Annotated in this window: 22 protein-coding genes and 1 other annotated feature; all 22 genes read right to left on the reverse strand. The window is 39.3% G+C overall.

The features are described from left to right. Nucleotides 1–3: 3 nt before the first annotated feature. The gene (gene pyrR, locus IHV11_RS09610; RefSeq protein ID WP_197127665.1) at nt 4–546 is read right to left on the reverse strand and encodes a bifunctional pyr operon transcriptional regulator/uracil phosphoribosyltransferase PyrR; all 543 of its coding nucleotides are present in this window, start codon (nt 544–546) and stop codon (nt 4–6) included. 190 nt (nt 547–736) lie between these two features. Continuing rightward, complete coding sequence (locus tag IHV11_RS09615; protein ID WP_197191193.1) at nt 737–1651, reverse strand: RluA family pseudouridine synthase; 915 nt, start codon at nt 1649–1651, stop codon at nt 737–739. Further along, entirely contained in the window at nt 1638–2108 is a 471-nt protein-coding gene (lspA, locus tag IHV11_RS09620; protein WP_197191194.1) for a signal peptidase II, read from the reverse strand. The genes IHV11_RS09615 and lspA overlap by 14 nt, the downstream gene beginning before the upstream one ends. Before the next feature lie 364 nt (nt 2109–2472). Beyond that, nucleotides 2473–5235 (reverse strand): isoleucine--tRNA ligase, encoded by a 2763-nt coding sequence (gene ileS / locus IHV11_RS09625; RefSeq protein WP_197194478.1) that lies wholly within the window; start codon nt 5233–5235, stop codon nt 2473–2475. Between the two features lie 92 nt (nt 5236–5327). Beyond that, nucleotides 5328–5554, reverse strand: a binding site (T-box leader). A 45-nt stretch (nt 5555–5599) separates the two neighbouring features. Further along, complete coding sequence (locus tag IHV11_RS09630; protein WP_197127662.1) at nt 5600–6103, reverse strand: DivIVA domain-containing protein; 504 nt, start codon at nt 6101–6103, stop codon at nt 5600–5602. A gap of 76 nt (nt 6104–6179) precedes the next feature. Further along, on the reverse strand, nt 6180–6953 hold the full coding sequence (locus IHV11_RS09635) for an RNA-binding protein (RefSeq protein WP_197194479.1): 774 nt from the start codon (nt 6951–6953) through the stop codon (nt 6180–6182). Nucleotides 6954–6961: 8 nt separating this feature from the next. Continuing rightward, nucleotides 6962–7237, reverse strand: a complete 276-nt coding sequence (locus IHV11_RS09640; protein WP_231618205.1) for a YggT family protein — start codon at nt 7235–7237, stop codon at nt 6962–6964. 25 nt (nt 7238–7262) lie between these two features. Then, nucleotides 7263–7685: a cell division protein SepF gene (locus IHV11_RS09645; protein ID WP_144700902.1), complete on the reverse strand. Its 423-nt coding sequence runs from the start codon at nt 7683–7685 to the stop codon at nt 7263–7265. 12 nt (nt 7686–7697) lie between these two features. Further along, nucleotides 7698–8378, reverse strand: coding sequence for a YggS family pyridoxal phosphate-dependent enzyme (locus tag IHV11_RS09650; RefSeq protein ID WP_197194480.1), 681 nt, complete (start codon nt 8376–8378; stop codon nt 7698–7700). Between the two features lie 7 nt (nt 8379–8385). Further along, nucleotides 8386–9207 carry a peptidoglycan editing factor PgeF gene (gene pgeF, locus IHV11_RS09655; RefSeq protein ID WP_197194481.1) on the reverse strand — a complete coding sequence of 274 codons (822 nt, stop codon included), beginning with the start codon at nt 9205–9207 and terminating at the stop codon, nt 8386–8388. A gap of 73 nt (nt 9208–9280) precedes the next feature. Next, nucleotides 9281–9565 (reverse strand): YlmC/YmxH family sporulation protein, encoded by a 285-nt coding sequence (locus IHV11_RS09660; RefSeq protein ID WP_066289211.1) that lies wholly within the window; start codon nt 9563–9565, stop codon nt 9281–9283. A gap of 93 nt (nt 9566–9658) precedes the next feature. Then, on the reverse strand, nt 9659–10441 hold the full coding sequence (gene sigG, locus IHV11_RS09665; RefSeq protein WP_066240567.1) for an RNA polymerase sporulation sigma factor SigG: 783 nt from the start codon (nt 10439–10441) through the stop codon (nt 9659–9661). A gap of 121 nt (nt 10442–10562) precedes the next feature. Continuing rightward, nucleotides 10563–11285, reverse strand: a complete 723-nt coding sequence (sigE, locus tag IHV11_RS09670; protein ID WP_137789730.1) for an RNA polymerase sporulation sigma factor SigE — start codon at nt 11283–11285, stop codon at nt 10563–10565. Between the two features lie 54 nt (nt 11286–11339). After that, nucleotides 11340–12251 (reverse strand): sigma-E processing peptidase SpoIIGA, encoded by a 912-nt coding sequence (gene spoIIGA / locus IHV11_RS09675; RefSeq protein WP_197194482.1) that lies wholly within the window; start codon nt 12249–12251, stop codon nt 11340–11342. 765 nt (nt 12252–13016) lie between these two features. Then, nucleotides 13017–14204, reverse strand: coding sequence for a cell division protein FtsZ (ftsZ, locus tag IHV11_RS09680; RefSeq protein ID WP_197127657.1), 1188 nt, complete (start codon nt 14202–14204; stop codon nt 13017–13019). Nucleotides 14205–14236: 32 nt separating this feature from the next. Next, nucleotides 14237–15520 carry a cell division protein FtsA gene (ftsA, locus tag IHV11_RS09685; protein WP_197127656.1) on the reverse strand — a complete coding sequence of 428 codons (1284 nt, stop codon included), beginning with the start codon at nt 15518–15520 and terminating at the stop codon, nt 14237–14239. Between the two features lie 134 nt (nt 15521–15654). Then, nucleotides 15655–16008, reverse strand: a complete 354-nt coding sequence (locus tag IHV11_RS09690) for a small basic family protein (RefSeq protein ID WP_066393455.1) — start codon at nt 16006–16008, stop codon at nt 15655–15657. Nucleotide 16009: 1 nt separating this feature from the next. Next, the gene (locus tag IHV11_RS09695) at nt 16010–16717 is read right to left on the reverse strand and encodes a DUF881 domain-containing protein (protein WP_197127655.1); all 708 of its coding nucleotides are present in this window, start codon (nt 16715–16717) and stop codon (nt 16010–16012) included. A 5-nt stretch (nt 16718–16722) separates the two neighbouring features. Continuing rightward, entirely contained in the window at nt 16723–17418 is a 696-nt protein-coding gene (locus tag IHV11_RS09700) for a DUF881 domain-containing protein (RefSeq protein WP_197194483.1), read from the reverse strand. After that, nucleotides 17405–18178, reverse strand: coding sequence for a cell division protein FtsQ/DivIB (locus IHV11_RS09705; protein WP_197194484.1), 774 nt, complete (start codon nt 18176–18178; stop codon nt 17405–17407). Before IHV11_RS09705 ends, IHV11_RS09700 begins: the two co-directional genes overlap by 14 nt. 228 nt (nt 18179–18406) lie before the next feature. Then, nucleotides 18407–19321, reverse strand: a complete 915-nt coding sequence (gene murB, locus IHV11_RS09710; protein WP_231620218.1) for a UDP-N-acetylmuramate dehydrogenase — start codon at nt 19319–19321, stop codon at nt 18407–18409. 582 nt (nt 19322–19903) lie between these two features. Beyond that, nucleotides 19904–21004 carry a stage V sporulation protein E gene (spoVE, locus tag IHV11_RS09715; protein ID WP_144700917.1) on the reverse strand — a complete coding sequence of 367 codons (1101 nt, stop codon included), beginning with the start codon at nt 21002–21004 and terminating at the stop codon, nt 19904–19906. Nucleotides 21005–21037: the final 33 nt, after the last annotated feature.

Genomic DNA, 21037 nt, shown 5'->3' on the forward strand with positions numbered 1-21037 from the left:
GACTTATTTAGTTGTTGAAATAGATACTTCATCGAATCCGTCTACTTCTATTAAAGAAGCGGAGATAATTTCTTCACTCGATGTTGGAACATTCTTTCCAACATAATCTGCACGAATCGGAAGCTCTCTATGTCCTCTGTCAATGAGGACCGCAAGCTGTATATTAGAAGCTCGTCCTAAATCCATGATGGCATCCATTCCCGCTCTTACAGTTCTACCTGTATAAAGAACATCATCTACTAAGATTATCTTTTTGTCTGTCACTTCAACCGGAATATCCGTTCCTTTTACTTCGGGTTCAGAATTGTCCGTTTTGATCTTAAGATCATCTCGGTACAATGTGATATCAATGACACCTACTGAAACCGCATTTCCTTCGATCTGTTCGATGCGTTCAGCAAGACGCTTTGCAAGAAATTCACCACGGGTCTTTATGCCAGCTAATACGATGTCTTTAACGCCCTTATTACGCTCGATAATCTCATGCGCGATTCGGGTAAGTGCTCTTCTGATTGCTTGGTCATCCATTAATACTGTCTTTGACATAACAAACCCTCCTTTAAATCTTGTTGCCTTTAACCGTTAATTCCAAAAAAAATCCTCCCGTCACATGACGAGAGGATAGAGAAATTCTGTACAGAAATTCTCATGAATAACGTTTCCTTCTCAGCCTCACGGGACTAAAGTTAAAGGACTATTTAAGTTATTTTGATTATGACAAACCCTTAAACGTTTGTCAACTTCTTTTCTCTAATAGATCTAATAGTTCGACCATATCAGCCGGTATTTCACGCTCAAACTCCATATATTCACCTGTTGTTGGGTGATCAAATCCTAGAGTTTGTGCATGAAGCGCTTGACCTTCAATTTGCAAAGTCTTTGAGGGACCGTACTTTGGATCTCCTGCTAATGGGAATCCAATATATTTCATATGAACTCGAATCTGGTGCGTACGTCCTGTTTCTAACTGACACTCTACAAATGTGTAATTTGTAAAACGTTTAATCACGTTAAAGTGTGTAACAGCATCTCTGCTGTTTTCATCTGTTACCGTCATTTTTTGACGATCACTTTTATCTCTTCCGATCGGTGCATCGATCGTACCTTGGTCATGTGGCATCACTCCATGAACGATCGCTTTATAAACACGTGTTGTTGTTTTTGCTTTAAGTTGATCAACAAGTGATTCATGAGCCTTATCGTTCTTTGCGACCATCAATAGACCAGATGTATCCTTATCTATCCGGTGCACGATACCAGGACGAAGTACACCATTGATTCCAGATAGGTCTTTACAATGTGCCATAAGTCCGTTGACTAGTGTTCCACTGTAATGGCCAGGTGCAGGGTGTACGACCATCCCACGAGGCTTATTTACAACAAGCACATCAGAATCTTCATACACGATATCCAGATTCAACTCTTCTGGAACAACATCTAGTACTTCTGGTTCTGGGATTTCAATCTCGATCACATCACCAGCGGCACATTTATAATTAGACTTTACGGGTTTTCCTTCTAACAATACGATCTTATCTTTGATCCAGTTTTGAATCTGTGAACGTGACCAATCATCCTGTACATCAGACAAAACTTTATCAATACGGTTTCCTGCTTGTTCAGGAGTTACCGTATATTCAAATTTGTTCATTTTCTGGCTCCTTCTTTTTGCTTTCCATAAAACTTTGAATAAAAATCAAACCAACACCTACTACGAGTGCTGAGTCAGCCACATTAAAAATCGGGAAGTCATAGCTGCCGATGTAAACATTCAGAAAATCAACAACTTCTCCGCGAAGCAAACGATCGATAAAATTACCAATAGCTCCCCCTAATACGAGAGCAAGCGCCGTTTTAAGGAGTGTATCATGTGCGTGTTTTTGTAGGTAATAAACTACTGCACCTACAACAATAACGGTAATAATAATAAAAAAGTATCGCTGATCTTGGAGAATACCAAAAGCGGCTCCCCTGTTTCGGTGAGAGGTTATGTAGAATACTTGATCAATAACAGGAATAGATTGCCCTAATTCCATATTCTTTACGATTAGCCACTTTGTCACTTGGTCGATTACCAAGATGAACAAAGCTACAAGATAATAAAACAATAGAACTCCTCCGATACAGAAATTAATGTCTTTATGAATTGTAGCACAGCCATCGGACGTTCTACAATTTAATTTGTGTCTAACATCAATGAAGTACACCATAACAAACAAAAATCCCGCAAAATGCGGGATTAAATAGTTTGAGTTAACTTTGATGCTCTTGTAAGTAGTTGATCTCCGTTTCAGGTTGCTTCGCTTTCCGCGGGGCGACCGGTGAGCCCCTTGACGCTACGCGCCCTTAAGTGTCTCACCTGTCCGCTCGTCCCGCAGGAGTGTCGCACCTTACACTCCGATCAACTTTCAAAGAAGAAAAAGAAAGTACAAGAACATTTAATAGATTTATCTGTTCAAATAACTGAAACTTTTAAGCATAGTGCTTTTCAACGATCTCTGCACAGCTTGCACAAAGTGTTGGATGGCTCTCGTTCTGCCCAACATCTTCAGAAACAACCCAACAGCGTTCACATGTTTCACCTTCTGCAGAGCTAACTGAAACAGCAACATGCTCATATACTCCTGCAGATTCAGGAGCTTCTGATTTCACTCCCCCTACTTCAGCTTTAGAAACAATAAAGAGTTTGTTTAAATCCTCTACTGATTCTAACCATGGTTTTAAAGCTTCGGTCGGATAAAGTTTGATTGAAGCCGTTAGTGATTTACCAATTGTTTTTTGGCTTCTTGCTTCTTCAAGTGCTTTTAATACCTCGTCACGAACATCCATGAATACATCCCAGTCTTTTTCAAGCTTTTCTGTACCTTGGTAGTTCTGCACTTCTGGCATTGTAGTTAATTGAACACTTACTTCATCAACACCTGGAATGTATTCCCATACTTCATCAGCCGTGTGAGAAAGAACAGGAGCAGATAGCTTAGTAAGTGCCGTTAATGATTGATAAAGCACAGTTTGAATGCTGCGGCGTTTATGATTGTCCTCTGCTTGGATGTATAGAGTATCTTTTGCCATATCTAAATAGAATGAACTTAACTCAATCGTACAGAAGTTATGAATCGTATTATATACCGTGATAAATTGATAGTCCTCGTAAGCTTTTTTCACTTTAGCTACTACTTTATCAAGTTTTACCATCATGTATTTTTCTAGATCTGGCATATCTTCAAACTTCACAGAGTGCTTATTCGGATCAAAACCATGCAGGTTACCTAACAAGAAACGAAGTGTATTTCTGATTTTACGGTATACTTCAGCAACTTGTTTTAGAATATCGTCTGATACACGTACGTCTGATTGATAATCGACAGAAGATACCCATAAACGGATGATATCTGCACCTAGCTGCTTCATCACCTTGATCGGATCTAGTGTATTACCAATTGACTTACTCATCTTACGTCCTTCTCCATCGAGAACGAAACCATGGCTTAAGACTGCTTTGTAAGGAGATTTACCAGTGATTGCAACAGATGTAGAAAGTGAAGAATTAAACCATCCACGATATTGGTCAGATCCCTCAAGGTAAAGGTCAGCAGGTCTTACTAAATTTTCTCTCTCTTCAAGAACACCCCAGTGAGATGTACCTGAATCAAACCACACGTCCATGATATCCGTCTCTTTTGAGAAACGGCCATTCGGGCTATGAGGTGAAGTAAATCCTTCCGGAAGGAGATCTTTTGCTTCTCTTTCAAACCAAATGTTTGATCCATGCTCTCTAAACAATTCTACAACGTGACTAATCGTTTCTTCTGTAAGGATTGCTTCACCATCTTCACCGTAAAAGACTGGAATTGGAACACCCCAAGCTCTTTGACGAGAAATACACCAGTCTTCACGATCTTTGATCATGTTGTGTAAACGTGTTTCGCCCCAATTCGGAACCCAATTTACTTCTTCAATCGCAGAAAGCATATCTTCGCGGATTCCTTTGATCGAAGCAAACCATTGAGCCGTTGCACGGAAGATTACCGGTTTTTTCGTTCTCCAATCATGTGGATAAGAGTGTGTGATGAATGAAAGCTTTAGAAGAGCACCTTTTTCTTGTAATTGTTCAGTAATCGGCTTATTCGCTTCATCGTAGAACATACCTTCAAACCCAGGTGCTTCTTTGGTCATAACACCTCTGTCATCAACTGGACACAATACTTCTAGACCGTATTTTTTACCAACTAAAAAGTCATCTTCACCATGACCAGGAGCTGTATGAACACACCCAGTACCTGCATCCGTTGTAACATGGTCTCCCAGCATGACTAATGAATTACGGTCATATAAAGGATGACTAGCTACTGCATGCTCAATGTCAGCACCTTTAAAGCGTTTCACTACTTCGGCTTGGTCCCACTCAAATTCTTTCGAAAGTGATTCTAATAGTGCTTCAGCAACAACATACTTTCCATTTTCAGTTTGAACGGAAACATAATCTAATTCTGGATGAACTGAGATTCCTAAGTTTGCTGGAATCGTCCATGGCGTCGTAGTCCAGATGACAAGTTTCTCATCTGCATCAAGAACACCTTTTCCATCTTTCACATCAAACGCTACATAGATAGAAGCTGATCGTTTATCTTGGTACTCAATCTCTGCTTCTGCTAATGCAGATTCAGATGAAGGAGACCAATATACTGGTTTTAGACCTTTGTAGATTAAATCTCTTTTGGCCATTTCACCAAATACTTCAATCTGTCGAGCTTCGTACCCTTTATCTAACGTGATATATGGGTTTTCCCAATCACCACGAACACCTAGACGTTTAAACTGCTCACGCTGATGATCGACTTGTTTAAGCGCATACTCTTCACAAAGCTTACGGAACTCTGCAACAGTTAGTTCTTTGCGTTTTACTTTACCGCTTTTCGTTAGTGCAGTTTCAATCGGTAACCCGTGAGTATCCCAACCGGGAACATAAGGAGCATAGTGTCCTGTCATTGATTTAAAGCGCACGATGATATCTTTTAAAATTTTATTCTCTGCGTGTCCGATGTGGATATCACCATTGGCATAAGGTGGTCCATCATGCAGGATAAACGGAGGTAAATCCTTCGTATTTTCTAACACCAAATTGTAGATGTCTAGTTCTTTCCACTTGTCTTGAACAACAGGTTCTCTTTGAGGAAGATTTCCTCGCATCGGGAACTCTGTTTTCGGCATTAATAACGTGTCTTTATAATTCATTATCTTTCCTCCTTCATTACGATAAAACGTGACAGATGACCAAAAGTACCGTGTTAAAACAAAAAACCTTCTCGCCCCTACTGCATTTTCACAGTAGGGACGAGAAGGTTATCCCGCGGTACCACCCTAATAGGTTCATGACATAACACGAAACCCGCTTAGTCATCCGTAGCGTGGATGAAGCGCCTGAACTTACTGCTTTTTTTCAGTCCAGGAACTCAGGGGTGATTTTCAAATACATCTCTATACTAGGCTCGCACCATTTCCTAGATCGCTTGAATAGATAAAAGTAATTTACTGTCCCCGTCTTCGTCACATATTAATCTTAGAAAAGTATATGCGATATTTCAAAGTAATGTCAAGCTTACGACTTTACTTCTTGAAGTTCATAGCCTTCAAGATTATCAGGTGCATTTAAAGAATCCCAATCATCATTCTTTAACATTTCAAGTTGTGCTTCAATCAACATTTTGAAGCGCGTTCGGTAAACGGAAGACTGCTTCTTCAATTCATCGATTTCCATTGAAATCTTACGAGATTTAGATAGTGATTCGTTAATGATTCTATCGGCATTTTTTTCTGCTTCTTTTACAATTAAGCGAGCTTCTTTCGTTGCTGTGCGCTTAACTTCTTCGCCAGTTTCCTGAGCAATCAGAATCGACTTATTTAGAGTTTCCTCAATGTTTTTAAAATATGAGATCTTTTCTTCAAGGTTCTCTACCGTTTCCTCTAGTTCTTTCTTTTCTCGGATCACTGTTTCATAATCTTTGATGACTTGGTCTAAAAAGTCATTCACTTCATCTTCACTATAACCTCTGAAACCTCTTGTGAATTCCTTGTTATGAATATCCAGTGGTGTTAAAGGCACAACGGCCACCTCCATAGATGCATTATTTTTTACCTAATTTCGACAAATTTTCTGTCATTCCTTCTATTTAAGGAAATTATTTTAATAGTCCGTAACGAATACGCCACTTTTCTTTCTTTGTTGTTCCCTCAATCGCGATGAGCTTACTCCTGCCGAATCCTCTTACAGATAGCTCATCACCTTCCATCATTTCTGTTGAAACATGGTCGACGATCTTATGATTTAATTTAACCCGTCCTTGTTGAATCAAGGGAGATGCTTTTGCGCGAGATAGGTTGTACACTTCGGCGACAATAACATCTAGTCTTAGAGAGGACACAGTCCCGCTCTTTTCGTTATATTCAGTCTTTACTTCTGTCAATTCGTTTTCTTGGATCGTATGTAACTTAATACCTGTCTTTCCGACTTTCGTTAAGTTTAACTCGATAAATCCAGCGATCTCTGTCGCACATATGAACTGAACACGATCTCCTAAAATTAAAATATCACCATACTTCCCTCGTTTAACGCCGATGTTCATCAAAGCCCCTAAAACATCTCTATGTTCGATGGTGGAGAATTTAGCGGGATATTGAATGTCGTAGCAGACTAATTGAAAATCATCGTTTTGAACTTCAAAGTAATCAGGATAGATCAACGCTCTTTTCCGTTCAGAAAAAGAAGAGCCTCCCCATAACGAGAGGCGTACTTCTGTATCGTTTCCAACGATTGTTTTTACGATTTCTTGTTCTCGTGGATCAAGAAAGTCAGTCAGCCTTGGACTATACCTTTCCAACACCTCAGACTTCCAGTTTAAAACACGATCCACAAATTCATGCTCTTCTGGTCTGTAATGCTGATAGATGCTCATAATAAGACCTATATCGAACGAGCAATCATATCTGCAATCGCAGCTACTCCAAAACGAGCAAAGTGCAGTGCCATTAGAGCTACGATCGGCGAAAGGTCAATCATGCCAAGAGGTGGAATAATCTTTCGGAAAGGAGCTAGATACGGTTCAACGAGTCTTGCGATCACTTGACCGATGGATGACTCACGAGCGTTCGGAAACCAAGATAATAGTATGTACCCGATAATCATGTAATAGTAGATTTGAATAAGAGTTAGTACTACGTCTTCAACTGCATAGATCATATTCAATAATTTTCACCTGCCTGATTTAATCTTCTTCCATCATTTCTGAAATCGTTCCAGAAACGTCAACATTTTCAGGAGTACATAAAAATGTATTCGGTCCTAACTTTTGAATGTCACCACCGATTGCATAAACAGTCCCTGATAAAAAGTCTACGATTCTTTTTGCTTGATCATGCGGAATTCTTTGCAAATTCATAACAACAGCTCGTCGATTTTTTAATTGATCTGCGATATCTTGTGCTTCCGCATATACACGAGGTTCTACGAGTACAACCTTTACTTGTTGTTGAATACTTTGAAGACTGACTACGTTCGGTTTACCTTTTTTCGTATGAGAAGGTGTGATTTCTTCTTCTTCAGGCATTGCTTCTTCCTCATAATCATCTTCATACTCATAATCATCTTCTAGATCAAAAAAGCGCTTGAATTTTGTTTTGATTCCCATCTGTTCCACCTCCTAGAATTCTTTTCCTACTAAACTCGTCCCTATTCTAATAAATGTTGCACCTTCTTCAACAGCAATCGAAAAATCGTTAGACATTCCCATAGATAGCTCTGTACAAGGAGCATGAACCAATTCTAGGTTCTGTATCTCCAATTGAAGTTGCTTTAATGTTGAGAACACGTTTCTGATTAAGGTTTCATCCTCAGTAAAAGGTGCCATAGTCATAAGCCCGACAACCTGAATACGATCGTAGTCTTTTAATTTATCGACAAAAGCCACTACATCTTTTACTGGTAAACCATGTTTGGAATCTTCTTCTGCTACATTAACTTGTACAAAGCAAGAAACGGTTCTGTCTGCTCGTTTTTGAATCTCACTCGCTAAACTCAAACGGTCTAATGAATGAATATAGTCCACGTGCTCGATAACATCTTTTACTTTTCTTGTTTGTAAAGTTCCGATAAAGTGCCATTTAACAGGTAGATCTTTCAGAAATTCTTTTTTGGATAACAATCCTTCTATCCTGTTTTCACCAATATGTTCAATACCCGCTAAAACAGCGTCTTTTGTTGTCTCATTACTCACATATTTCGTCACTGCGATTAAATTAACGCCCTTTGAAGACCTGTTTTTTTTCTCGCATGCTCTTTGAATTTCATTAAAGATATGTTCTTTGTTTTCTTTGATACTCAATTCTTGATTAATCCCCTTTCCTGCCTATATAACTCATCATTCTTCCCGTCTTGCCCTTGTCTTTACGATGCGAAAAGAACACATCATTTTGACAGCTCGTACATTGATCTGAAACGATAATATTTTCAGGCAGTACTCCAGCTCTTAAGAGAAGGATTTCATTCAGTTTCTTCAAGTTTAATTGATAGTTCCCAGCTGCATTTTTTTTATAAACAGTGTCTACAGTATCTCCATCTAAAACTACTTTTACTTCATTTATTACTCTATCATCTACCTCATAACAGCAATGCCCTATTGAAGGACCAATTGCGGCCAAAATTGACTTCACGTCAACACTCTCTTTTTCCTGCCAAATGTTGATCATGGCTGGTCCAATTTTTGCAACCGTCCCTTTCCATCCGGCATGAGCAAGTCCGATTAAATTATTATTCGGTTCAAAAAAATAGAGAGGAACACAATCCGCATAAAGAGACGTTAAAAGAATATTTTCATCTGATGTATATAATCCATCTGTATCAGGTATTGCCGTATCAAAATCTAGGGAACCTAATCCTCTGTCTTCTTTAGATACTTTTACAATATTCTCAGCATGAACTTGTTTAGATCCTACCCAATTTTCAACGGGAAATCCGATGTCTTTTGAAAATAATTTGCGGTTTTGTCGGACCTTATCTGGATCATCATTTACATGAAAACCCATGTTCATAGAATGAAAGGCCATTGTACTATTCCCGCCTTCGCGCGTTGTGAAACCCGAAAAAAGTTTAGGATTCAACTTCTGCCAACTCTGTATTGCAAGATGCTTTCCAGATCGTTCAAATGTGTTCATATGTATGTATTCCTCCTGGAAAGTTTTATCTTTATTTTACCACATTTTTAGATAAGAAAGAAAAAAGAACCGTTTATTTCAATTGATCAAACGGTTCTTTAACATATTCATTTAATTCACTTGCTTCCATATGTCTTACAAGAATAACATCTGCGCCGATCTTAACTATATTTCTCCAAGGTATCACGATGTCATTTTCTCTTGCAAAAAAACCAAGCATTTTTCCTGCACCAGGGATGATGATCGCATCTATCTTTCCAGTATTTAAATTGATTTCAAGATCAGCTATGTGACCGAGCTTTTTCCCATTTGCTACGTTAACAACATCTTTCACTTGAAAATCTGATATTTTATTCATCTGCAATCCCCGCCTCTCTTACAACAGTATATGAAGGACAAAGCTGTTTCATGTTTTTTGTCCAAAAATAAAAAACCCGTAAAAAAACGGGTTTTAACTGCTTTGGATATTTTTATTCATTTGAGAGATGGCTGCTTTTTCAAGCCTTGACACTTGTGCCTGTGATATACCGATCTCATCCGCTACTTCCATTTGCGTTTTCCCTTGAAAGAAACGCATCGTTAAGATCATTTTCTCTCGATCGTTCAAACGGCGCATTCCTTCTTTTAATGCAATTTCTTCAATCCACTGCATGTCCTTTGCTTTATCATCGCTGATTTGATCCATAACAAAGATCGGGTCGCCACCATCATTGTAAATGGGTTCGAATAATGACACTGGATCTTGGATGGCATCAAGTGCAAAGACCACTTCTTCTTTCGGTACATCTAAAGCTTCTGCAATCTGTTGTGCTGTCGGCTCCCGAGATAGTTTGTTCATAAGCTGATCTCGAACTTGCAGTGCTTTGTATGCGATATCCCTTAAGCTTCTAGAAACTCGTATCGGGTTATTGTCTCGAAGATACCGGCGAATCTCACCAATGATCATCGGAACTGCATAGGTAGAAAACTTAACATTCTGACCTAGATCAAAATTGTCTATGGACTTCATCAGCCCTATACAACCTACTTGAAATAAATCATCTACATGTTCTCCGCGGTTGTTGAATCTTTGAATGACACTCAGAACAAGTCTGAGGTTTCCGTTAACCAAAGTTTCGCGTGCATCAGGATCACCTTTATGCATCTTATCAAAAAGAATTCGCATCTCTGGATTTTTTAAAACAGGAAGCTTTGATGTGTCAACTCCGCAAATCTCAACTTTATTTCTTGTCAAGTCTTTTCCCTCCTGCCGGGAGCTAATTTCAAATTAAGTATCACCGAACGGAGGGAAATTTATGCAATTGTCATTTTGGAAAAAAAGATAGTATTGAATCAAAACCTATATAAAATATGTGCTAAACCATTTTATTAAATTCTTTTTGAAGTCTCTTTATTATTCTTTTTTCTAACCTTGAAATATAAGACTGAGATATACCGAGCATATCGGCAACATCTTTTTGTGTTTTTTCTTCACCGCCTGAAAGACCGAAGCGAAGTTCCATGATCTGTTTTTCACGATCGTTTAATGTAAACAGTGCTTTCAATAAAAGTTTTCGATCTACATTTGCCTCAATTCTCCGCGTGATAATGTCGTCCTCAGTACCTAGAACATCTGAGAGTAAAAGTTCATTCCCATCCCAATCCACATTCAATGGTTCATCAAACGATACTTCTGAACGCGTTTTGTTGTTACGACGTAAATACATTAAGATTTCGTTCTCAATACACCTTGAAGCATAGGTGGCGAGCTTGATCTTTTTTTCTGGATTGAACGTATTTACTGCTTTAATCAAGCCAATCGTTCCAATACTGATTAAATCTTCAATGTTAATCCCTGTATTCTCAAACTTTCGTGCAATGTATACGACTAAACGGAGGTTTCTTTCGATCAAAAGAGATTTTGCAGCCTGATCCCCTGAAGGAAGTTTTTCAAGCAAAACCGCTTCTTCTTCTTTACTAAGTGGAGGCGGCAAGGCTTCGTTTCCTCCGATATAATAGATCTCATCTGACTTGAGCCCCAACTTAAATAATAACTTATACCAATACATTGTCATCTTAAGACGCCACTTGTTGAACATGTTAACTCCCCTTTCACATTATCTTCTTTTAAGTACTTTCACGTATCGCTGTTGTTAGGACGCTTGTACATGTTGCAGATACATCTTAGGATGAACGATTGCATCAAACTGACCTTCGCTAGATAATACCGTCCAGCTCAAGCCTATGAGACACTGCGGAGATGCTACCGATACTCCATCCTTTTCAATTTCAACAGTATCTGGTTTGATACAAGCTAAAAACTGCTGATGTCCAACTGCACGGTACGGTACGATTCGAAGTCTGTTCAGCCAAGGATGCTCATTGTCATCTGTATTCATGGCAAGCACGTCTTTGGCAGCAGTTCGAATGGTTTCCGGAAAAGAATCACCATGTTTGTTCATATCAAGGATCATGACAGGCATTTTAGAAATGGGATCGTATAATTTATTACCTGTATCAATAAGTCCATTTGCAGATATCAAGATCTGGTCTATTTTGATAGTAACTTTGACAAGACTGTTGGAATCCATTTTTTCCACAGAAATATCATCTACTCTTTTCTTTGAAAAGTACCAAAGAAGAGGAACACCTGCTACTACAAAAAGCCAGCTGACAGGGTCTCCCATGCCTGAACTTTTTGTCGTGATAACACCATTCATAATCACAGCATCACTTTGCATAAAATAGTGAAGACCGAAAATACCTCCACCCGTTACAAAAGAAACAAAATAAAACATAGCGATATTTTTCATGACAAACTTGAAACGCTTAAAGCCAAACGCCACAATCATAATAAAAATCGATAAGATAAATTTCATGATTGGCTGTGAAAATAACATTAGTTCTGGAAAGATTACTAAAAACACATAACTTGAAGCTAATAACGAAGCGAATAGGATTCTCTTTTTCGATGCATTGCGCTTGAGCACATACGCTGTCAGAGAGATTAAAAAATAATCAATGCAGAAATTAAGAAACCAAATGACATCCAAATAAAGGGTCATTGGTTTTCTCCTTTCTTAAATTTGAAATCAGTATAACGTATAGGTTGTTTGAAAGTCTGTCAGTTTATGAGAGAAGTATAGTTCTTATTTTCTCTATTTTTGTCAAAATAACTTATATGTTAGGTATACGCTTTTCGGACAAGAATATGACAAAATCTAAAACATTTTACGTTTGCTTTGTTGTTTTTGGAAGTGGTTGATTTCCGTTTCAGGTGCTCGCTTTCCGCGGGGCAGACGGTGAGCCACATTCGTACGTTTCACGTATAAGTGTCTCACCTGCCCGCCTGTCCCGCAGGAGTCTCCCACCTTCCACTCCAATTAACTGTTCAATGAAGCATTTTATAAATCTCTTTGTAGCATCATTCTACTTGTCAATATGCCTGTTGTAGAAAAAGACAAGGGGAATAATTTTTTGAAAGGCTGTTTTCCATAGAGTTATTGCTTTAAATGTTTTTATCTATTTTTATTCTCTTCCTTTGCATGTTGATTGGAGCGTATGGTTGCCGACTCCTACGGGACGAGCGGTCAGTACGAAATGTGGAAGTGGCTCGTTCAGCCCCGACAAGCAAAAGGGAAATGGGCTTGGAAGGCGCACTTTGCCTTCTTGACCGTTTACCTTTTGACCTCGAGGGGCTTGTCACTGCAACTAGACAGGAGGCTCACCGTTCGCCCCGTGGAAAGCGAGCAACCTGGAGCGGAGATCAACTACTAACAAAACAAAAAAGCATGCTCTCTAAAATAGAGAACATGCTTTCATTTTTGTATTTATCTTCTTCTGTTTCGGCTGCGGTTACGCAAGAATGTTGGAATATCAAGCGTATCTGAATCAGCGTTCGTATAAGAAGTATTTCTTGATTCTTGGCTCTCTTCACGAGTTTGCCCTTGTTGTGACTGGCTTTGTGGTTGAGATTGACTTTGAGAAGAATGAGACTGATTAGAAGTAGGAGCTTGCTGCATTCTAGGACGCTCAGCTCTCTGTTGGTTATTAACCATCTTCTCCGTTTCGTCAAATCCAGTCGCAATAACCGTAACGAGGATCTCATCTTTCAATTCCTCGTTAATCACGGAACCAAAGATCATGTTTACTTCAGGATCTGAAGCAGATGAAACAATATCTGCTGCTTCGTTCACTTCATAAAGACTCAAGTTAGCTCCACCAGTAATGTTCATCAATACACCTTTTGCTCCATCGATAGATGTTTCAAGAAGCGGAGATGAAATTGCCTTTTTCGCAGCTTCAGCCGCACGGTTCTCACCAGTACCTACACCAATACCCATGAGAGCAGATCCGCGTTCAGTCATGATTGTTTTTACATCGGCAAAGTCAAGGTTGATCAGTCCTGGTACAGCGATCAAATCTGAAATACCTTGTACACCTTGGCGAAGAACATTATCCGCTTCACGGAAAGCTTCTAACATCGGAGTATTTTTATCAACGATTTCTAGTAATCGATCATTCGGGATTACAATTAATGTGTCAACTTTTTCTTTTAATACAGAGATGCCACCAACCGCTTGCGTAGAACGCTTACGACCTTCAAAAGTGAACGGTCTTGTGACAACACCAACTGTAAGAGCGCCAAGATCTTTAGCGATCTCTGCAACTACAGGTGCCGCACCAGTACCTGTACCGCCACCCATTCCAGCTGTTACGAATACCATATCAGCACCGCTAAGTGCTTCTTCGATCTGTTCACGGCTTTCTTCAGCTGCTTTTTTACCGATATCAGGATTTGCACCTGCTCCAAGTCCTCTTGTTAATTTCGTTCCGATCTGCATTTTCACAGGTGCTTTAGAAAGATTCAAGGCTTGTGCATCTGTATTTACACAGATGAATTCTACACCTTGTACACCGTGTTCGATCATACGGTTAACAGCGTTACTTCCTCCGCCACCAACACCAATAACTTTAATTGTCGCCAATTGATCCATATTCATATCAAACTCTAACATGAGCGTTCCTCCTAATGACTAGTTCCTTAGTGTTATTCGAAAAATAAACCAAACCAGTCTTTGACTTTTGATTTCATGCCACCGGATTGTTTTTCTTGGCCCGATTTTTGGCTGGATTGTTGTTTCTTTTTAGGTAAAGGTTCTCCAGCGTTATCAGCTAACGCAGTGGCAACTTCTTTTCCTTGAACTTTAATATTTTTGTGAGTGAATTGGATTAATCCAACACCAGCTGTAAACTTCGGTTCTCTAACCCCGATATAATCCGGCAATGAAACGCGTACGTTCTGCTGGAAGATATCTTGAGCGAGTTCTAGTACTCCTGGAATTGCAGCAACTCCACCTGTGATAACAAAACCGCCAGGAAGTTCGGAATATCCACGCTGATGCAATTCATCATCAATCATCTCAAATATTTCAGCCATACGAGCTTCAATGATTAATGAGAGCTCGTATTGCGAGATTTCTTGTTCTTGTGAAGAACCAATTTGCGATACTGTAAATGTCTCATCTTTTGACGCATAATCCACGAAAGAGTGACCATGCTTCAGCTTAATCTTTTCTGCATCTTCAGCAGAAGTTCTTAATCCAATGGATATATCTTTTGTGATAAAGTCTCCACCAATCGGAAGGACTGAAGTTAACTGCATGGTACCTTGGTCGAATACAGATAGTGTAGTAGACCCCCCACCAATATCAATTAGTGCTACACCAAGCTCCATCTCATCACGTGAAAGTGCAATCGATGATGTTGCCAATGGCTCTAAACAAATGTCCGCCACTGTTAGTCCAGCTCGTTCTACGCATCGTAATAAATTATGTAAGATCGTTTTGGAACCCGTAATCACTGTTCCTTCCATCTCAAGGCGAACACCTAACATGCCTCGGGGATCAATAATCTCATCTGTACCGTCAACAATAAATTGTCTAGGAATCACATCTATAATTTCGCGTTCTGGAGGCACTGACATAACCTGAGCTGCCTCTATTACTCTAGCGATGTCCTCATCACCGATTTCTCGGTCTTCTCTTGATACCGCAACTACACCGTGGCATGGCTGAAGTTGAATATGGTTCCCTTTTACACCTACGATTACTGCATTTATAGGAATACCTAACATTCTTTCAGCTTGCTCTACGGCTTTTCTTATGGAACGAACAGTTTCGTCAATATCTACAATGGAACCTTTTCTGATTCCAGCTGATTTTGCATGGCCAACACCAATAACATTAAAGGACTCACTAGTCATTTCTCCAATGATCACTTTAATATTGGATGTACCGATGTCTAAACTTACATAAATTTCATTGCTGTTCATTCTGTGGCACCTCCTTACCTTTCATCCAATAAATCTTCTAATTTTTAAAAATCCCTTGATTTGCGCTTAATTATGGAATAAATTCCACAAACAACGGGTTATCCCTCTTTTTTTTTACCGTTTTTTCAAATTTTTTAGGCCTTTTTGCGTGAATCTGACCATTTAGAAATAATTAAGCGTCTAATAACCGCAATATTATTAAACAGCCTAACACCAAATGCAAAAATTGCAGCTAAGTACAAGTCAATACCAAGGTGAACCCCTAAGTACGCGAGCCCTGCAGCCAATAAAATATTAAAGAAAAAACCTGTAATGAACACTTTATCTTCAAAACTGCCTTGAAGATGTGCACGTATACCACCGAATAAGGTATCAAGTGCAGCTAAGACAGCGATTGATAAATAGTTTGCATATTCTGGAGGGACCCGGATATCAGACATGAAACCTAATAGTAGACCTAATAACAGTCCAAGTACCGGCAACCACATCTTACGTTTCCTCCTTTGCCGGTTTCATAAACTTCACCTTCATATCTTTATCGAAAGCTGGCAAAATAACTTTAGCTGTTTGTTTAGATTCTACAAGAAAATTTTCACGGATAAACTCCTCAACAGCTGGTGAAGCAATGATCTTCTGATGAAGTTTTTCATTGTCTTTTGCCAAAACTCTGATTTCAATTGGAAAAGAAGAAACAGGCTCATTGTTTATGTAAATGTTTCCATTCACTTCCCGGATCGGGGTCTTAGATACGACACGCTGTCCATCTATACTGATCTCTTTTGCATCGTATCGATTTAATTCGTTTACAAGTCTTCTAAGCATATCAGGATCTATTTTAGGAACAGGTTGATCTACTCCAATTAGCTCTTCATTAAAAGGTTCGATCGTTATTACGATTCCTTGTCCGCTAACCGTCGTTAATCCTGCCTGTTTTTTTAAATCCCATAGCGCTTTTTCCATTGCTTGGATTTTTTCGTCTTTCCCTTCACCTTTGTATTGGTTCAGGAGTTCACTATAGCGTTCAAATTCCTCATTAAGCTCCTGCTGACGCTGTTTTTCTTTTTCCAAATCAGCTCTTAACTCCCATAAATCTCTAGTATCCCGAACGACAGGATTGTTTGTGGTCTCAAATTGGATCGCCAGCATTCCGCCAAGTATGAGGGCAATTGTTGCGAACATGAATTGTCTTTCTTTCAACTAACTCATCCCTCTTCCGTAATAAATGGCTCCATCTCGATCGCGCTTTCTTGCTCCACCCTTACTTCTACTCCGTCATTGACAATTTTATCGACGATATACAGATTCAAAGATTTCTCTAGGGTTGTTGAATTCCCGATTGCTGTTATAACAAAAGGTGCAGGATATTGGTTACCATCCACAGAAACGACCGGACCGATACAAGCGATATACGTATCATGAGAGATCCTCTGACCGTTTATCGCAATTGCTTCTGCACCTGAGACGTGAAGTTCGTCAATGACACTTCTTATATGTTCTTCATGGACGATATAATCGTTAGGGTTCTCCCCTTCCGGTATATAGGAGGAATCTTGCAGAGTAACTTCTACCCCCTCCCCTTTCACCTTTACGTTTCCTACTACCATTCTGAGCTCTTTTAAATCTTCTACTAGTTTAGAAGATATCTCCTCTTGATCAGCCAGCTTATTCTCTTTCTTCTCAACATTTTGCTGCAGATTTTGAAGACCGCCTGCTAATTCTCTATTCGTTTTTTGAAGATTTAAAATTTGGCTTCTCAATGAATCTTCTTTTTTCCATTCATTGTTCTCTACAACATTTTGCTTTTCAATCTGTGCTCTCTGATAGGAGAAAGATAATATGAACCCGGTAACGAGAAGGATTAAAGATAGGAAAAGATGCGTCCCTTTAATTTTGCTCATTACTTTCCTCCACTTGGTTGTATCGTTCAAAACGTGTGCTGATTCCTAAATAGAACGTACCTTTTTCATCAGGCTTTAGCTCACTCACTAAAGACGGATAAGCATTCAGCCTTTCTGAAAACTTAGAGATCGTTGTCACTACTTTGTTTCCATCCGTCATAAACAATGTGAGTTGACTTGAATTGTTGGATGAAGGTGTATGTGTGATCTCGGATATACGGTGAATGATTCCTTCTGGTAGCTTTTGCAGTTCCTGAGCCATCATCTCTAATTGTTCAGGGTCACTCCAGCTTACAATAACTGGTGCATTTACAGGTCTCTCATTTTTCTTAAGAGGTTCTAACATCTTCCCGTTTTGAAGCATCGGATAGTATATGTTTTCTTTCCTGAAATACCCGACCCGCTGAAATTCACTCACTTTAATTATAACTTGATTAAAAAACTTCTTTTGGATTGAAACTGAGCTCACCTCTGAAATACCTTCGAGCCGCTTCATAATTTCTTCTTCAGATACATTCAAATACTTTGTCTTTGTAGTAATTTCACTTTTTTCAAGAATCTCATTGTCGGTTACAAAATAGTTGCCTGAGACGGTAATTTTCTTCACATGACTAAGATCAGATTGAAAATAAACGACGACCAACAATAACAGGAAGAAAAAGGACAAGTAATAAATAAGACGACGATTTGCTTTTTGTTTGCGATGTTCTTTCAGCTTCGGAATTCGGTCCTCAATCTTGACAACCTTTACCTTGTCCATCCTCTTCCTCCGTTTTATAAGTTAGTACAAGAAACATTAACGGTTGACAGAAATAAAAGAACTTGGCAGATAGACGCCAAGTCTTCAAAAAGGTACTGATAACAGTCCAACTGTCAGAAGATAACGAAATGTAAAATCCGTTTTGAAACGTCAATAGTTAATTTTTTCTTGTTCTTTGTATTATAGCACGGATATGCCGCAATTCAGCACTATTTATCCAATTTTTTGTTAATCATTTCTACCAATGATCTCAACTTCCGTATGAAGCTCAACACCATGCTTTTCTTTGATCGTTTTTTGTATATAGCTGATCAGATCCAGCACGTCTTTTGCTTTTGCATCTCCAGTATTCACAATAAAATTAGCATGCATCTCAGAAACTTGTGCACCGCCTACTTGTGTTCCTTTAAGCCCCGATGTCTCTATGAGATGTCCTGCATAATTCGGCAGCGGATTACGGAACACACTTCCACAGCATGGATAGTTCCATGGCTGAGTGTTTCTGCGATAATCTTTATTTTTCTTAAGCTCTGCCATGATGGTCTCTTTATCACCTTTATCCAATACGAGTATGACTTCTACACAGATTCCACCTGTTTCTTGAAGGACAGAAGTACGATAAGAGAAGTGCAATTCTTCGTTAGAAAGCCATTTAAGCTCACCGTCAGGCAATAAAATCAAAGCTTTCTCAACGATCTTTGACATATCAGATCCATGCGCACCCGCATTCATGAACACAGCTCCACCAACTGACCCTGGAATACCAGCAGCAAATTCAAGGCCCGTATAAGCTTCACGTGACATTACAGTCGCAAGCGGAATAAGCGAATATCCTCCGCCAACTCTAATCGTGTTGTCATTTTTTTCAAGGTGGTTAATCCCCTCCCCTACCTTGATGACAACCCCTTCGATTCCTCCGTCTGCAACAAGAAGGTTAGACCCTCTACCGATTGCACGTATCGGTGCGTTTGCTTCTTTTATATAACTTAATGCTTTTTTTAGACAGTCAATATTTTTTGGTTCATAAAAAAGATCAGCTGGCCCACCAATTTTTAATGTGGTGTGATTTTTTAATGGCTCATTTACTAGGACAGTACCTAGATCTTCACTTTTTAATTTCTCAGCTAATTGGCTATACATCATTAAAAACCCCCTACGTTCATACGCATCGTTCTATTTATATGCTATGCGTTAATCTTTTCCATGTTTTCAATGTCCTTAAACATCGACAAAGTAGTATTCGTCAGAACTAACGATTTTGTTTCTTATTCTTGAAAAATCTGATTATCATTGTCGCTCTTGAAAGTGGTTGATTTCCATTACAGGATGCTCGCTTTCCGCGGGGCAGGCGGTGAGCCACATTCGTACGATTCTCGTATAAGTGTCTCACCTGACTAGTTGCAGTGGCTAGCCCCTCGAGGTCAAAAGCTAAATGGTCCACAAGGCAAAGTGCCCCTTGCTAGCTCATTCACCTTTTGCTGGTCGGGGCTGAACGAGCCACTTCCACTTTTAGGACTGCCCGCCTGTCCCACAGGAGTCTCGCATCCTTGCACTACAATCAACTGTCTTAGGAGACAGGAGAATTTAAGAGCAGAGACTAGCGAATAAGAAACAATTACATTAAAAAACAAATATAGAAAAAGAAGTTACCCTGCCATAATTGACAGGGTAACGTCTTTAAATCGCTATGTTTAGAATAAGAGAATTTCCTTTGAAACTCAAGTTTTAATACCTTGAATAACGGCTAATATTTAGGATTACTCCAATTGAAGCGAGCATGAGTGTTAATGAAGATCCTCCATAACTTAAAAACGGCAACGTAATTCCAGTTACGGGCATCAAACCTGTTACTACTCCAATATTAATCATCACCTGTATAGCGACCATCCCAATAATTCCAATGGCTAAAAAGCTACCGAATAAATCAGGAGCACCTAAAGCGATTCTGATTCCACGCCATAAGAGAAGGCTAAACAGGATCAATACAAAAACAGCGCCGATAAAACCAAGTTCCTCTGAGAGAATCGCAAATATAAAATCCGTTTGCGGTTCTGGGAGATAACCAAATTTTTGTCTACTCTGACCTAAACCTAATCCTAGCAGACCACCAGGTCCGAGCGAATAGAGAGACTGGATTATCTGAAACCCGCTCCCTAAAGGATCGCTCCAAGGATCGAGAAAAGAGGTAATCCTCTTAATCCGATATGGAGCAGAAATAATTAATCCCGCAAGTCCGATAAGACCGATCAAAGCCATACCTACAAAATGAGAGATACGCGCACCTGCAACAAAGACCATCACGATGCTTGTTCCTACCATCACGGCCCCTGTTCCTAGATCGGGCTGAAGCATGATCATTCCAAAAGCGATCATCACTAATCCAAGAGTAGGCACTAAACCTTTTTTTAGAGAAGTGATCTTTTTTTGATGCTCCGATAAATACTTAGCTAGAAATGTAATCATGGCTAGTTTCATAAATTCAGACGGCTGTATGGAAAAAGCACCTACACCAATCCAGCTTCTAGCACCACCACGAACCATTCCAATACCTGGGACAAGAACTGCGATCAATAATACAAAACAAATAATCAGAAGAATCTTAGACCAGACTCTCCACGTCATGTAATTGATGTTCATGATAAAAAACATCGCTGCAATACCTACACCGGCAAATAACAATTGTCGCTTTGCAAAAAAGAACGCATCATCAAACTTATATAGTCCTAAATCTGCACTAGCGCTATAAACCATTATTATACCGATCGATAACAACATAAGCGTAACTACAATCATTATGATATCAGGGGTTGATTTCGTTGCAGGCAAAGGGAAACACCTCAACTCTTCTTATTTGTACAA

Origin of the sequence: Fictibacillus sp. 26RED30 (genome assembly GCF_015903845.1) — a bacterium.
GTDB classification, from domain to species: Bacteria; Bacillota; Bacilli; order Bacillales; family Fictibacillaceae; genus Fictibacillus; species Fictibacillus phosphorivorans.